The following is a 13,737-nucleotide window of genomic DNA, read 5'->3' on the forward strand; positions in this document are numbered from 1 at the left end:
TACCACCGCCGTCGCCGGCAGCGCCGCCTCGGCCGACTGACCCCGGTCGAATACGAGACACTCACCCACGCCGCAGCAGCGGCCTGACCCCCTACCGGAACGAGTCAACCGGACTGGGGGCAGTCCCTCATGGCGAGCGTTGAGAGTCGGTTGACCCGCCGCGCCGGCCGCGAGGCGAAGGTCTACGACGTCCGCTTCCGCGACCCGGACGGCCGGCAACGGCGAAAGACGTTCGGGAAGAAGGGCGACGCGGATCGGTTCGCGGCCACTGTCGAGGCGGACAAGCTGCGGGGCCAGTACGTCGACCACAGCCACCGTGTCACGGTCGCCGAGTACGCACGGACGTGGGCGGCAGTCCGTCCGCATCGGCCGTCGACTGCCCGGCGGGTGTCGAGCCTGATCGAGCAGCACATCGCGGGTACGCGGCTCGGAGACCGGCGGCTGTCCGCGGTGCGCCCGTCGGAGGTGCAGGCGTGGGCGTCGGATCGGGCGCAGGTGCTCGCTCCGACGACCCTGCGCAACCTTGTGTCGCTGCTGCGCTCGATTTACGCGAGTGCCGTGCTCGATCGACTGGCGGCGTCCTCTCCCGTGGTTCGGGTGGCACTTCCCCGCCACGAACGTGCGCGAGTGGTCCCGCTGACCGTGGCGCAGGTGCAGGAGCTGGCTGACGCGATGCCGACCCGGAACCGGGCGATGGTGGTGACGCAGGCCGGGCTGGGGTTGCGGATCGGCGAGCTGCTAGCGCTGCGGGTCGAGGACATCGACTTCCTGCGGCGCACCGCTCGGGTCGAGTTCCAGATCGCTCCGGGCGCGAAGCTGCGGTCGGAGCCGAAGACGCCGCGGTCCCGGCGCACAATCCCGCTCCCCCAGGTCGTCGCTGACGAGCTGGCCGCGCACATCGCGGAGTTCCCCCCCGGGCGTGGACGGTTCGCTGTTCACCACGAAGACCGGGGCCGTCTACAGGCACGACTACTACGGGTCGCAGATCTTCGCCCGAGCCGTAGTGCGCGCCGGGCTGCCGGCCGGGACCACCAGTCATGACCTGCGGCACCACTACGCCAGCGTCCTCCTGGCAGCCGGCGAGTCCGTCGTCGCTGTCGCCGAACGGCTCGGCCACGAGAACGCCACGCTGGTCCTGAAGACCTACGGACACCTGATGCCCGACTCCGAGGAGCGCACCCGGCGGGCGGTCGACGAAGCCTGGTGCGCCATCACGGTGCCATCACGGCAGTCAGCACAGGGCTGACCTGTGCGGATGACAGGGAGTTACACGTTGAAGCGGAACTCCACGACGTCGCCGTCCTGCATGACGTAGTCCTTGCCCTCCATGCGCACCCAGCCGCGGGACCGGGCCTCCTGCATCGATCCGGCCTCCACCAGCTGGTCGTAGGAGACGATCTCGGCCTTGATGAAGCCGCGCTGGAAGTCGGTGTGGATGACCCCGGCCGCCTGCGGGGCGGTCGCGCCCACCGGGATGGTCCAGGCGCGGGCCTCCTTGGGGCCGGCGGTCAGGTAGGTCTGCAGCCCGAGGGTGCGGAACCCGACGGAGGCCAGCTGGTCCAGGCCCGGCTCGTCCTGGCCCACGGCGGCCAGCAGCTCGGCGGCCTCGTCGGCGGGCAGCTCGATGAGCTCGGACTCGATCTTCGCGTCGAGCAGGATCGCCTCGGCCGGCGCGACCAGCTCGCGCAGCTCGGCGACCAGCGACTCGTCGGACAGCTCCTCCTCGTCGACGTTGAAGACGTAGAGGAACGGCTTGGTCGTGAGCAGGGTCAGCTCGCGCAGGGGCGCGGGGTCGACGCCGGCGGAGAACAGCGTCCGCCCCTCGTCGAGCACCTTCCGGGCCTCCTGGGCCGCGGCGAGGAGGGCGGCGCGCTCCTTGTCCTTGCGCGCCTCCTTCTCCAGCCGCGGGACCGCCTTCTCGAGCGTCTGCAGGTCGGCCAGCACCAGCTCGGTGTTGATCGTCTCGATGTCGTCGCGCGGGGAGACCTTGCCGTCGACGTGCACCACGTCCGGGTCGGAGAACACCCGGATGACCTGGCAGATGGCGTCGCTCTCGCGGATGTTGGCGAGGAACTTGTTGCCCAGCCCCTGCCCCTCGCTGGCGCCGCGCACGATGCCGGCGATGTCCACGAACGAGACGGTCGCGGGGATGATCTTCTGCGAGCCGAAGATCCGGGCCAGCTCCTCCAGCCGCGGGTCGGGGACCCCCACGACACCGACGTTCGGCTCGATGGTGGCGAAGGGGTAGTTCGCCGCCAGGACGTCGTTCTTGGTCAACGCGTTGAACAGCGTCGACTTGCCGACGTTGGGCAGCCCGACGATGCCGATGGTGAGACTCACGGGTGTCCAGGGTACGGCGCGCGCCCGGGACGGCCGCGGCTCCGTGGCCGGGCCGCCCCGAGCTGCGTCGGTCGATCCGCGACGTCGGGGGCCGGACGAGCCGGAAGCGCTCGAAGACGACCTCGTGCTGCTCGGTCCGCGTGCCCCCTCGGCCGCGCAGATCCGGCGCTGGTGGCGGGTGTGGTCGCGCAGCCAGCGCTCCCGCGTCCGGTGGCCCTCACCCTCGTACGGGAACGCGTCGTCGACGCTGTCGAGGGGGCCGATGCGCAGGTCGACCGTGTGCAGCACCGCACGCGGGGTGGCGGCTCCGTCGCAGGCCACCCGGTGCGAGCCGATCCGGGGTAGCCGCCGGCCCCCCGCGGCGAAGCGGGCGACCAGCGCCGCGGCGGCGGCCCGGTCCACGGGCGCCGGCGGGGTCACCGGGTCCGCCGGGCGGCACGAGCCCGGACCAGGCCGGCTGCGGCGACGTGGGCGCCGACCACCACCGCGGGGCCCAGCAGGACCGCTGCCGGCGGCACCGGGGCGATCGGCACACCGGCGCGGCGCAGCCGGCGCCAGGCCCACAGGGAGAACGGCGCGACCACCGTCGGCGCGGTCAGCACGCCGGGGGTGTAGCCCCGGGTGAGCAGCGCCGAGGCCACGTGCGGACCGGCGTGCACCCCGAAACCGGCGAGCACGGCCTGGAAGAAGGGGCTGCGCCCGCCGGTCCGGGCGCCACGGGCGGCGGCCGCGCCGATGACGCACGCCATGACCCCGATGGCCGCGGTCGCGTGCTCCTGCGACACGTCCATCCGCTGCCAGACCGCGGGCGGCACCCACGGCAGGTTCCGCTCGAGCCGGGGGCGGGCGCGGCCGGACCAGCCGGCCATCGTGAGCAGCTCCTCGGCGTCGTGCACCGCCCAGGCGGCGAAGAGGCCCCAGGTCACCGCCGGGGGCACGCGGCCGGAGGCATCGCGGCGCAGCGGTCGGCGGGGGCTCATCGTGCGGGCTCCTCGGCAGGGGTGGGGGGCGTCCTGGGCCGGCGGGTCTGCGGCAGCGGCCACGCCGGCGTCCGCCTCAGCCGGTCGATCCAGCCGGTCGGCTGCGCGGTGCGGGTCGGATCCGCTGCCGCGTCGGATCCTCCCAGGCGTGCCGGGCGGTACCGCCGGGGCCGCCCGTCGTCCGCGGGAGGGCCGTCGACGCGGGCCGGTCCCGGCAACTGCGCGCGGTCGATGTCCCGCTACCGGACTCCTCGCCGGCCGGGGTGTCCGGTGCGGGGGACGGCGGTCGGCTCCCGGCGGCGCGGGGACCGGACGGCGACCGCGCCCACGGCCCGCGGGACCCCTGGGGCAGACTCCCCCGGTGCGCACCTCCACCGCGGCCGCTGCCGGCCTGACCGCCGCCGGCCTCGTCGCCGGCACCGCCCTCGCCCGCCGCCGCCGGGTCCACACCGCCACCCCGGTCCCCCCGCGCACCCCCGAGCCGCCGCTGGACGGGCGCAGCCGCACCGTGCTGACCGAGGACGGCGTCCCCCTGCACGTCGAGGTGTTCGGCGCCGAGCAGCCGTCGGCCACCGTCGTCCTGGCGCACGGCTACGTGCAGTCCTCCCGGCTGTGGGCCGGCCAGGTCCGCGACCTCACCGCCGCACGCCCGGACCTGCGTGTCGTCACCTACGACCACCGCGGCCACGGCGCCTCCGGCCCGACGCCGCGGGACCGCGCCACCATCGAGCAGCTCGGCCGCGACTTGGCGCGGGTCGTCGAGGAGGTCGCGCCGGCCGGTCCGGTCGTGCTCGGCGGCCACTCGATGGGCGGCATGACGCTCATGGCGCTGGCCGAGCAGCGCCCCGAGCTCTTCGGCGACCGGGTCGTCGCCGCGGCCTTCGTCGCCACGAGCTCCGGCGACCTGGCCGCCGCGACGTGGGGCATGCCCGCGCCGGTGGCCCGCGTCGTGCAGCGGCTCCTGCCCCTGCTCAACGAGCGGGCGGTGCGCGCCGAGCAGGCGGGCCGGCCCCGCCGCGTCGGCGGGTTCGACATGCGGCTGATCTTCAGCCCGGACGCCCACCCCGAGGACGTCGCGGCCGCGCTGGAGGTGCACCGCGCCTGCTCGGCGGAGACGGTGGCCGCCTTCCTCCACACCTTCACCGAGCACGACCGCGCCCGGGCGCTGAAGACGCTGGCCGGCCTGCCGGTGCTGGTCGTCGGCGGCGACCGCGACCTGCTCTGCCCGCCCGACCACAGCCGGGTCATCGCCGACGCGCTGCCCGGGGCCGAGCTGGTCGTGCACCCCGGCGTCGGGCACATGGTGCAGCTGGAGCGGCGCGCGGAGGTCAGCGAGCGGCTGCTCGCGCTGGTCGACCGGGCGGTGCCCGCGGCCGGCTGACCGGCCGGCGGAGCACGATGGTGCCGTGACCGACACGGCAGGGGTGGGGTCCCGGCGGAGGTGCTGCCCGTGACCGGAGACCGCGAGCCGATCACCGACGAGCACCTCGACCGGGTCACGGTCGGCCCCCGGCCGGCCGTGCCCCAACGGATCGTCCTGGTCGATCCCGACCCCGACTGGCCCCGGCGCTTCGAGGGGCACCGGGCGCGGATCCGGGCGGCGCTCGGCGCGGACGCCCGCCGGGTCGAGCACATCGGTTCCACGTCCGTCCCTGGTCTGCGGGCCAAGGACCGGGTCGACGTCCTCGTCGCCGTCGCCGACCCCGAGGACCCGGACGTCGTCGCGCGGCTGGAAGCCGCCGGGTACGCGCTGCACATCCGCGAGCCCGGCCACCGGTGCCTGGTCGAGTCCCGCGGTCCGGACGCCAACGTGCACGTCTGGGCCGACGACGACCCCGAGGTCGAGCGCTGCCTGCTCTTCCGCGACCGGCTGCGCGCCGACCCGGCCGATCGGGCCCGCTACCAGGCCCGCAAGGAGGAGCTGGCCCGGCAGCCGTGGACCGACGTCAACTACTACGCCGAGGCCAAGGGGGACCTGATCGAGGAGGTCCTCGCACGGGCCCGTGCCTCGCGCACCGGACGCTGAGGCCCGCCCCTCCGCCGGCAGGGGGCTGGCTACCGTCGGGGCATGGCAGCGGAGGGGGACGGCGGGGTCGAGCACCACCTCGGCCCCGGGCACGACCCGTCGCTGACCGACATCGACGCCGAGCGCCAGCGGGCCGCCCTCCGGCGGACGGCGGCCTTCGTCGAGGAGCACATGCCCACCGCCCGCTCCGTCGGCGGGGCCACCCCCGTGGAGGGCAAGCACCGGCTCCTCGACCTGGCGCTCGACCTCGCCCCCGCCGATGGCCTCGTCCTCGAGTTCGGGGTCGCCGGCGGGGACACCCTGCGCCGGATCGCGGCCCGCCGCGCACCGGTGCACGGCTTCGACTCGTTCCAGGGGCTGCCCGAGGACTGGCGCACCGGCTTCGAGCGGGGCGCCTTCGCCGCCGAGCCGCCCGAGGTGCCCGGTGCCGTGCTGCACGCGGGGCTGTTCGAGGACACGCTGCCGCGGTTCCTCGCCGACCACCCGGGGCCGATCGCCTTCGCGCACCTGGACGCCGACCTCTACAGCTCGACGGCGACCGTGCTCCGGGAGGCCGGGGACCGCCTGGTCGCGGGCAGCGTCCTGCTCTTCGACGAGTACTTCAACTACCCCGGCTGGGAGCGCCACGAGCACCGGGCGTTCACGGAGTTCGTCGACCGCACCGGCCGCGGGTTCGACTACGTGGCCTACAACCCGCTGTGGGAGCAGGTGCTGGTCCGGTTCACGAGGTGAGCAGCCCTGGGGCGTGCCGGCGTCACGCTCCGGGCGGGGGCAGCAGGCCGCGCTCGACGGCGACCATGACCGCGCGGGTGCGGTCGTCGACGCCGAGCTTGGCGAACACCCGCAGCAGGTGGGTCTTCACCGTCGCCTCGCCGATGTACAGCTCCCGCCCGATCTCGGCGTTGGTCAGCCCGCGGGCCACCCCGGCCAGCACCTCCAGCTCCCGCGCGGTCGGCGCCTCGGGCGCGGGCGCGCGCAGGTGCGACACCAGCCGGGCCGCCACCGGCGGTGCGAGCACCGTCTCCCCGCGCGCCGCGGCCCGGACGGCGTCGGCCAGCTGTGGCAGCGGCGCGTCCTTGAGCAGGTAGCCGGTCGCCCCGGCGCCGACGGCCCGCACGATGTCGGCGTCGGTGTCGTAGGTGGTGAGCACGAGCACCCGCACCGCGGGGTGGGCCGCGCCGATGCGCTCGGTCGCGGTGACGCCGTCCATGCGCGGCATGCGCAGGTCCATGAGGACGACGTCCGGCTCGAGCGAGGCCACCAGCGCCAGCGCCTCCTGCCCGTCGCCGGCCTCGCCCACGACGGTGAGGTCCTCCTGCGCGTCGAGCCAGCCGACCAGGCCACCGCGGACCACGGGGTGGTCGTCCACCACGAGCACCTTGATCACGGCTCGGCTCCGGTGATCACGGCGCCGGCACCCGCACGGTCACCCGCGTCCCCGCGCCGGGCGCGGAGGCGACGTCGACCGTCCCGCCGACCTGCGCCACCCGGCCGCGCAGCCCCTCCAGCCCGGCGCCGGGCGCGGCCGCGGGGTCGAAGCCGACGCCGTCGTCCTCGACGTGCACCGACACCTGCCCGGCCACCCGGACCAGCCGGACCACCACGGCGGTCGCCTCCGCGTGCCGGCGCACGTTGGTCAGCGCCTCCTGGGCGCCCCGCAGCAGCACGACCTCCTCGTCGCGGCGCAGCTCCGGCCCGGTGCCCAGCGCGCCGGTGTCCACGCGCACGGCGAGGCCGGTCTCGCGGCCGAACCGCTCGGCCAGCCGCTGCAGCGCCTCCACCAGGGTCGACTCCTCCAGCCCCACCGGCCGGAGCGCGGCCACCACCGCGCGCGCCTCGGCCAGGTTGTCGCGCGCCACCTCCTCGATGACCGCCAGCCGCTCCCGCGCGGCGGCCGGATCGCGGTCCAGCTGGGCGGCCGCCGTCTGCGCCAGCACGACGATGCTCGTGTAGCCCTGGGCCAGGGTGTCGTGCACCTCGCGGGCCAGCCGCTCCCGCTCGGCCAGCACCCCGCGCTCGTGCTCGGCCGCGGCCAGCTCCGCGCGGGTGCGCTCCAGCTGGTCGATCAGCTGGGCCCGCTGCTCGCTCTGGTGCAGCACCCGACTCACCCACAGGCCGAGCGCGAGGCTGAACAGGAGGCTGATCCCGGCGGAGACCAGGGCCTCCTGCGCGGCGTCCCCCGAGGCGGCCCTCGCCACCGGGCCGATCGCGCTGGCCACCGCCAGCAGCACCGTCCAGGCGATCCCGGTCGTCGTCCCGCCGACCACGAACCACACCTGCGGGTAGGCCAGGAACAGCAGGAAGAACATCGTCGGGTCGGCGAAGCCGAGCACCGCGAAGCCGGCGACCAGCACGGTGAGGTAGACCGGGCTTCGCAGCCGTAGCCCGCCGGCCGCGATCGCCGGCGCACCCGCCAGGGCGTAGGCCGCGGCCAGCACTGCGAGGACGGCGAGGACCAGCGGTCGCACGCCCTCGGGCCGGGCGACCGCCGAGACCACCGCGAGGGTCCAGACCGCCGCGGAGATCACGTGCATCCCGGCCACGGTGGCCCGCCACCCGCGCTCGGACAGCGGGAAGCCGCCGTCCTCCTCACCCGGCTCGGGGACGAGGACGGCGGCCCACCAGCGACCGCGGGTCACGTCCCGCGCCGCCAGCGGAAGGTCCGGGCGCACACCACGGCGCCGATGATCACCCATGCGGCCAGCACGAGGGCAGTGGTCCCGTGCTCCCACGACCCAGCCTGCTCGGCGACGGCGGCGGAGTCGGGCAGGAAGACCGATCGCATGCCCTGGACCATCCACTTGAGCGGGAACAGCGCGGCCACCTGGTCCATCCAGCCGGGCAGGTCGGAGTCGAGGAAGAACACCCCGGAGATGAACTGCAGCACCACCGCGAAGGCGGGGATGCCGGCGCCCGCCGACCGGGCGCTGCCGATGACGCCCGCGACCGCGATGCCGAGCACGGTGCCGGCCAGGATGCCCAGCACGACCACCCAGGCGAACGTCAGCCAGCGGCCGGCCTCGGTGGGCAGCGGGACGTCGTAGACCAGCCGGGCCACGGTGAGCAGCACGGCCAGCTGGACGACGGTGGTGAGCACGACCTGCCCGGCCTTGCCGATCGCGTAGGACAGCGCCGGGGTGCCGAGGGTCTGCAGCCGGGCCAGGTCGCCGCGGTCGCGCTCCTCGGTGACCGCGGTGCCGACCGCCTGGAAGCTGGTCAGCATCACGCCGGTGGCGGCGATGCCGGCGAGGAAGTACTGCGGGAACCCCACCCCGGGCAGCACCTCGTCGTCCCCGAAGACGGAGCCGAAGATCACCATCATGATCACCGGGTAGGCGAAGGAGAACACGACCTGGCCGGCGTCGCGGGTGAACAGCCGCAGCTCCAGGCCGATCCGGGCCAGGCCGACGGCCGCCGCCGAGGGCGGCGCGGGCCGGGTCGCGGCCGGGCGGGGCAGGGTCGGGGCGGTCATCGGGGCTCCCCCTCCGGGGTGGCGACCAGCCGGAGGTAGACGTCCTCCAGGCCGGGACGGGTGACGGTCAGGCCGGGCACCTCACCGGCCGGGGTGGCGGCGAGCAGGTCGCGCAGCAGCGCCGACGGGGCGGTCGTCCCGACCTCGCGGGTCGCGCCGCCCTCGGTCCAGCGCACGGTCGCGACCCGCCGCAGGTCCCCGCCCAGCTCGGTGGGCGCGGCCACCTCGACCAGCCGGCCGGCGGTGATGACGCCGACCCGGTCGGCCAGGTGCGCGGCCTCGTCGAGGTAGTGGGTGGTGAGCAGGACCGTGGTGCCGCGGTCGCGCAGCCCCTCGACCAGGCCCCAGAACGCGCGCCGGGCGACCGGGTCCATGCCGGTGGTGGGCTCGTCCAGGAAGAGCAGCTCCGGGCGCCCCTGCACCCCGAGGGCCACCTCCAGCCGGCGGCGCTGGCCGCCGGAGAGCTTGTCCCCCCGCCGGCCGGCGGCCTCGGTCAGGCCGACGTCGACCAGCAGCTCCGCGGTGGGCACCGGGGTGGCGTGGTAGCGCGCGTAGTGGTCGAGGGTCTCCCGGACGGTCAGCGCGTTGCCCGCCCCCGTGGTCTGGCCGACCACGCCGATCCGGCCCCGCCACGCGCGGCCGCCGGTGGCGGGGTCCCGGCCCAGGACGGCGACCTCCCCGGCGTCGCGCCGGCGGACGCCCTCGAGGACCTCCACCGTCGTCGTCTTGCCCGCCCCGTTCGGGCCCAGCAGCGCGAAGACCTCCCCGCGCCGCACCTCGAGGTCGACGCCGTCGACGACGGCCCGCCCCCCGTACCGCTTGACCAGGCCGCGCACCCGCACGGCCGGCTCGTCGGGCGCGGTCCCCGGAGGAGCCGGCGCCGGCTGGATCGCTGTCATGGCGACGAGCCTGCCGCCGGCTGCGGCCCGCGCGGGACGGCCGACCGGCCGGTCCGTCGTCCACCGGTCGGTGGACGACGCCGGCCCGTCGTCCGACCGACCGGCTGCCGCCGCATGACGCCCGGATGACACCTCGCCGCCCAGCACGCGCCGTGATCCGGGTCACCCTAGCCTCGATACATGACATCGACACCGAGTCCCAGGGTGGCCGCCGGCCTGCTCGCCGGCGGTCTCGCCGTCGCCACCCTGTCCGGGTGCTCCGGTGAGACCGCGGACGACGCGACCTCGGCCGTCGAGAGCGCCGCCACCGCCGCCGAGTCCGCCGGCGAGGCGGCCCAGTCCGCCGCGGAGTCGGCGGGCTCCGCGGCGAGCTCGGCCGCGGAGGAGGCCGCCTCCAACGTCGACTGCTCCGGCACCTCCTGCTCGGTCACCCTGACCGGGCAGGGCGCCCAGGTCGACGTGCTGGGCACCCAGATCGCGTTCAACGGCGTCCAGAACGGCGAGGCCAGCCTCGAGGTCGGCGGCACCCAGGCCTCGTGCACCCAGGGGCAGAGCGTCGCCGCGGGCCCGCTGAGCCTCGAGTGCACCACCGTCGCCGAGGACGAGGTCACGCTCACCGCCTCCCTGGGCTGACCAGGGCCCCCTCCCCGGGTCGGCGGGCTCCCGCGCGGCCGGCTGCCGATGAGGCCGAGGCCCACCGGCGGCCGGTCGCGGCCTCACCGCGCGGACCCCACCGGCCTGTGCCACGCTCGGTTGTGCAAGACCTGATCCAGCACAACCAGCGGAGGTTGCGTTGCCCGGTACGTCCCGTCGAGTCGGCGTCGCGGTGGTCGGTCTGGGGGGTGCGGTCGCCACGACCGCCGTGGCGGGGCTGGAGCTGTTGCGGCTCGGCGCGGTCGACCCCGACGGGCTGCCCCTGGCAGGGGTGGAGGTCGACGGGGAGCCCGTCGAGGTCGCGACCGGCCTGGCCGGCTACGGCGACCTGGTGGTCGGGGGCTGGGACCTCGACGGCGCGGACCTGCGCAAGGCCGCGGAGCTGCACGGCGTCCTCGACCACCGGCAGCTCGAGCAGGCCGGCCCGGCGCTGTCCGCGCTGACCCCGTGGCCGGCGGCCGGCGACGCCGACTTCTGCCACAACGTGACCGGTGGCAACGTGGTGCTGGCGCGGACCCGCCGCGACCAGTCCGACGCCGTCCGCGCCGACCTGCGGCGCTTCCGGGAGGAGCAGCGGCTCGACGGGCTGGTCCTGGTCAACCTGGCCTCCACCGAGCGCTGGCCCGATCCCGCAGCCCCCGCGCTGCAGACGGCGGCCGCCTTCGAGGCGGCGCTGGACGCCGACGACCGCTCGATCACCCCGGCGATGGTGTACGCCCACGCCGCGATCAGCGAGGGCGCCGGGTACGTCAACTTCACGCCGTCGCTGGCCGCCGACGTCCCGGCGCTGCTGGAGCTGGCCACCGCCCGCGGCGTGCCGGTCGCGGGCAAGGACGGCAAGACCGGGCAGACGATGATGAAGACCGTCCTGGCCCCGGCCTTCCGCAGCCGCGCGCTCACCGTCGAGGGCTGGTACTCCACCAACATCCTCGGCAACCGCGACGGCCTGGCCCTGGACGACCCCGACTCCCTGTCGAGCAAGCTGCAGACCAAGGGCAGCGTCCTCGACTCGATCCTCGGCTACCCGGTCGAGGACCACGTCGTCCGCATCGACTACTACCGGCCGCGCGGCGACGCCAAGGAGGCCTGGGACGCCATCGACCTGGTCGGCTTCCTCGGCCAGCGGATGCAGGTCAAGGTCGACTTCCAGTGCCGCGACTCGATCCTCGCCGCCCCGCTGGCCATCGAGCTGGCGCGGCTCACCGACCTCGCCCAGCAGCGCGGCGAGGGCGGGGTGCAGGAGCAGCTGGGCTGGTTCTTCAAGGCGCCCATGACCGCCGACGGCGAGGTCCCCGAGCACGCGCTGCACCGCCAGGAGCGCGCGCTGCTCGACTGGCTCGCCGCCGCGCCCGCCTCCCGGTGAGCGGCGGGCCGGCCCCCCTCGAGGAGCTGCGCCCGCTGCTGGCCGAGATCGGGGACGCCAAACGGGTCCGGGTCGCCGGCGGCCCCGGCTCCCTGGCCGAGCAGGCCTTCGGCCGCGCCTGGGGCCGCCTGGTCGCCGGGGAGGACCCGGCGGTCGTGGCGCGGTCGGAGACCGCGGCGGCGGTGGCCCGCGCCCGGCTGGCCGGGATCGACGGCGCGGTGCTGCGGACGGCGGGGCTCGGGGACGCCGAGGCCCTCGCCGTGCTGCGCCGGTCCTTCGACGAGGTCGCCGGGCCGCTCGACCCGGACCTCGCCGCGGACCTGCGCGCGGCCCTGGCGGTGGACCTCCCGCGGCCCGGGCCCGCGGCGCCGGCCGAGGTGCTCAGCCGGCAGCCGCGGGCCGGGGCCACCGCCCCCGGCCGGGCGCGGGTCGTGGTCGAGCCGCCCGAGAGCCACGGCGACCACTGCCTCACCGTGGCGGTCTACGGCGTCCTCACCGCGCCGCTGTTCGGCGCCGACCCGGTGCCGCCCTTCCTGGTCGGCCTGGCCCACCACCTGCACAACGTCGCGCTGCCCGACGCCGGGTTCGCCGGCGAGGTGCTGCTCGGCGGGGCCCTGCCGCGGGTGCTGGCCACGCTCGAGGAGCGGGAGCTGGCCGCCCTCCCCGGGCCGCTGGCCGGGCGGCTGCGGGAGGTCCTGGCGCTGCGCGCGGACGCCGGGACCCCGGAGGCGCGGGCCTTCCACGCCGCCGACGTCCTCGACCGGGTGCTGCAGGTGCACCACCACGCCCGCGCCGTGGCGTTCACCGCCGAGCAGGCGCTCGACGAGCTCGAGCTGGTGCACGCCGGGCCGGTGCAGGGGTTCCACTTCGAGGTGCTGGCGGCGGCGGGGCTGTGACCCTCGCCCCGCCCGTCCCCCTCGTCGACGGCATCCCGTTCGTCCGGGCCGGCCGCGAGGACCTCCGCGCCGAGGTCGCCGGGCTGGTCGCCGCCGGCGAGGTCGCCCGCGCCCGGGTGCTGCTGCTGGCCGACGCCGACGACTGGTGGACCGAGCCCCCGCCGCCACCGGAGCAGCTGGCCCGGGTGCCGGCCGCGCGGACCCTCCGGGAGGCCATGGACCTGCTCGGCATGGGCCGGGTGGCCGACTACTTCGCCCACCGCTGGTCGGACCCCACCCACCTGGCCGGCCTGGCGCTGCTGCAGCAGCACTGGCCCGGCCGGCGCCCGGTGGTCGACGTCGCCTGCGGCATCGGCACCCAGCTGCGCGAGCTGGCCCGCCGCGGCTGCACCGGGCTGGTCGGCGTCGACGTGGTGTGGGCCAAGTTGTGGCTCGCCCGCCGCTTCGTCTGCCCGGGTGCGCGGTACGTGTGCGCCGACGTCACCGCCGTCCCGGGGCTGACCGTGCCGGGCACCGCGGTGGCCGGCCTGGACGTGCCCCAGCCGGCCTACGTCCTGTGCTCCGACGCCTTCTACTTCATGCGCGACAAGCCGGCCGCCGCGGCCGCGCTGCACGCGCTCGCCGGCCCCGGCGGCACCGTCGCGGTCGGCCACGCGCACGTCACCGACCCCGCCGGCGAGCCGTCGACCCCGGAGGGCTACGCCGCGCTGCTCGGGGCGGACCTCCTCTACGACGACGGGGAGCTGACCCGCGCGCTGCTCGAGCGCCGCCCGCCGCGCCCGGCGGCGCCGGCCGACCTGCACGGGAGCGAGGCGGTGGCCCTCGTCGCCGGCGACCCGCGCCGGCCGGCACCGGTCGACCTGGGCGAGCCGCTGCCCCCGCTGCGCCCCAACCCGCTCTACGTCGACGGGTTGCGCACCTGGCCCAGCGACCGGTACGCCGCCGAGTACGGCCCGCGGTCGGGGTACCTGCCCGAGCGCTGGCCGCACCCGCTGCCGCCCGACGCGGCCCGCCGCCGGCTGCTGGTCGACCTGCCGGAGGCCTGGTGACCTCCGCCCGACTGCCGTCGAGATCGCGGGGTCTCCCACGGGTCCGCCCCTCCGGGCG

15 protein-coding genes are annotated in these 13,737 nt (G+C 76.3%); 9 read left to right on the forward strand and 6 right to left on the reverse strand.

Going from position 1 to position 13,737, the window contains the following annotated elements:
* The first annotated feature begins 129 nt into the window (after nucleotides 1-129).
* The gene (locus ACI8AC_RS18135; protein ID WP_456899228.1) at nucleotides 130-1,041 is read left to right on the forward strand and encodes a tyrosine-type recombinase/integrase; all 912 of its coding nucleotides are present in this window, start codon (nucleotides 130-132) and stop codon (nucleotides 1,039-1,041) included.
* A complete protein-coding gene (locus ACI8AC_RS18140; protein WP_456899229.1) occupies nucleotides 1,004-1,246 on the forward strand; it encodes a tyrosine-type recombinase/integrase in 243 nt (80 codons plus the stop codon). The genes ACI8AC_RS18135 and ACI8AC_RS18140 overlap by 38 nt, the downstream gene beginning before the upstream one ends.
* Nucleotides 1,247-1,266: 20 nt before the next feature.
* Here ACI8AC_RS18140 and ychF read toward each other — a convergent pair whose 3' ends face one another.
* Together ychF and ACI8AC_RS18150 are read right to left on the reverse strand one after the other, a co-directional pair.
* Complete coding sequence (gene ychF, locus ACI8AC_RS18145; protein WP_456899230.1) at nucleotides 1,267-2,340, reverse strand: redox-regulated ATPase YchF; 1,074 nt, start codon at nucleotides 2,338-2,340, stop codon at nucleotides 1,267-1,269.
* A 416-nt stretch (nucleotides 2,341-2,756) separates the two neighbouring features.
* Nucleotides 2,757-3,320, reverse strand: coding sequence for an HXXEE domain-containing protein (locus tag ACI8AC_RS18150; protein ID WP_456899231.1), 564 nt, complete (start codon nucleotides 3,318-3,320; stop codon nucleotides 2,757-2,759).
* A 361-nt stretch (nucleotides 3,321-3,681) separates the two neighbouring features.
* Here ACI8AC_RS18150 and ACI8AC_RS18155 point away from each other — a divergent pair, with 361 nt between their 5' ends.
* From ACI8AC_RS18155 to ACI8AC_RS18165, 3 genes are all read left to right on the forward strand, one after another.
* Nucleotides 3,682-4,701, forward strand: coding sequence for an alpha/beta fold hydrolase (locus ACI8AC_RS18155; protein ID WP_456899232.1), 1,020 nt, complete (start codon nucleotides 3,682-3,684; stop codon nucleotides 4,699-4,701).
* Nucleotides 4,702-4,770: 69 nt separating this feature from the next.
* Nucleotides 4,771-5,346 (forward strand): GrpB family protein, encoded by a 576-nt coding sequence (locus ACI8AC_RS18160; protein ID WP_456899233.1) that lies wholly within the window; start codon nucleotides 4,771-4,773, stop codon nucleotides 5,344-5,346.
* 42 nt (nucleotides 5,347-5,388) lie between these two features.
* Nucleotides 5,389-6,078: a class I SAM-dependent methyltransferase gene (locus tag ACI8AC_RS18165; protein WP_456899234.1), complete on the forward strand. Its 690-nt coding sequence runs from the start codon at nucleotides 5,389-5,391 to the stop codon at nucleotides 6,076-6,078.
* Nucleotides 6,079-6,100: 22 nt separating this feature from the next.
* Here the strand turns inward: ACI8AC_RS18165 and ACI8AC_RS18170 are convergent, their stop codons facing one another.
* From ACI8AC_RS18170 to ACI8AC_RS18185, 4 genes are read right to left on the reverse strand one after another with little or no spacing between them, the layout of a single operon-like run.
* Nucleotides 6,101-6,733 (reverse strand): response regulator, encoded by a 633-nt coding sequence (locus ACI8AC_RS18170; protein WP_456899235.1) that lies wholly within the window; start codon nucleotides 6,731-6,733, stop codon nucleotides 6,101-6,103.
* Nucleotides 6,734-6,749: 16 nt separating this feature from the next.
* The gene (locus ACI8AC_RS18175; RefSeq protein ID WP_456899236.1) at nucleotides 6,750-7,985 is read right to left on the reverse strand and encodes a sensor histidine kinase; all 1,236 of its coding nucleotides are present in this window, start codon (nucleotides 7,983-7,985) and stop codon (nucleotides 6,750-6,752) included.
* Nucleotides 7,982-8,818, reverse strand: a complete 837-nt coding sequence (locus ACI8AC_RS18180) for an ABC transporter permease (RefSeq protein WP_456899237.1) — start codon at nucleotides 8,816-8,818, stop codon at nucleotides 7,982-7,984. The genes ACI8AC_RS18175 and ACI8AC_RS18180 overlap by 4 nt, the downstream gene beginning before the upstream one ends.
* A complete protein-coding gene (locus tag ACI8AC_RS18185) occupies nucleotides 8,815-9,717 on the reverse strand; it encodes an ABC transporter ATP-binding protein (protein WP_456899238.1) in 903 nt (300 codons plus the stop codon). The genes ACI8AC_RS18180 and ACI8AC_RS18185 overlap by 4 nt, the downstream gene beginning before the upstream one ends.
* Before the next feature lie 180 nt (nucleotides 9,718-9,897).
* On the opposite strand from ACI8AC_RS18185, the gene ACI8AC_RS18190 reads away from it, so the two are divergent.
* The 4 genes from ACI8AC_RS18190 (at nucleotide 9,898) to ACI8AC_RS18205 (ending at nucleotide 13,679) form a co-directional block, all read left to right on the forward strand.
* Nucleotides 9,898-10,350: a hypothetical protein gene (locus ACI8AC_RS18190; protein WP_456899239.1), complete on the forward strand. Its 453-nt coding sequence runs from the start codon at nucleotides 9,898-9,900 to the stop codon at nucleotides 10,348-10,350.
* Nucleotides 10,351-10,543: 193 nt separating this feature from the next.
* Nucleotides 10,544-11,734 (forward strand): inositol-3-phosphate synthase, encoded by a 1,191-nt coding sequence (locus tag ACI8AC_RS18195; protein ID WP_456899240.1) that lies wholly within the window; start codon nucleotides 10,544-10,546, stop codon nucleotides 11,732-11,734.
* Nucleotides 11,731-12,630, forward strand: coding sequence for a hypothetical protein (locus ACI8AC_RS18200; protein WP_456899241.1), 900 nt, complete (start codon nucleotides 11,731-11,733; stop codon nucleotides 12,628-12,630). Before ACI8AC_RS18195 ends, ACI8AC_RS18200 begins: the two co-directional genes overlap by 4 nt.
* Entirely contained in the window at nucleotides 12,627-13,679 is a 1,053-nt protein-coding gene (locus ACI8AC_RS18205) for a class I SAM-dependent methyltransferase (protein ID WP_456899242.1), read from the forward strand. The genes ACI8AC_RS18200 and ACI8AC_RS18205 overlap by 4 nt, the downstream gene beginning before the upstream one ends.
* Nucleotides 13,680-13,737 lie beyond the last annotated feature (58 nt).

The organism is Geodermatophilus sp. SYSU D00758 (genome assembly GCF_054049955.1).

Bases quoted from the DNA above. Each gene is read 5' to 3' on its own strand.
- ACI8AC_RS18135 (WP_456899228.1), top strand. From the start codon at position 130: ATGGCGAGCGTTGAGAGTCGGTTGACCCGCCGCGCCGGCCGCGAGGCG.
- ACI8AC_RS18150 (WP_456899231.1), bottom strand. From the start codon at position 3,320: ATGAGCCCCCGCCGACCGCTGCGCCGCGATGCCTCCGGCCGCGTGCCC.
- ACI8AC_RS18165 (WP_456899234.1), top strand. From the start codon at position 5,389: ATGGCAGCGGAGGGGGACGGCGGGGTCGAGCACCACCTCGGCCCCGGG.
- ACI8AC_RS18180 (WP_456899237.1), bottom strand. From the start codon at position 8,818: ATGACCGCCCCGACCCTGCCCCGCCCGGCCGCGACCCGGCCCGCGCCG.
- ACI8AC_RS18185 (WP_456899238.1), bottom strand. From the start codon at position 9,717: ATGACAGCGATCCAGCCGGCGCCGGCTCCTCCGGGGACCGCGCCCGAC.
- ACI8AC_RS18190 (WP_456899239.1), top strand. From the start codon at position 9,898: ATGACATCGACACCGAGTCCCAGGGTGGCCGCCGGCCTGCTCGCCGGC.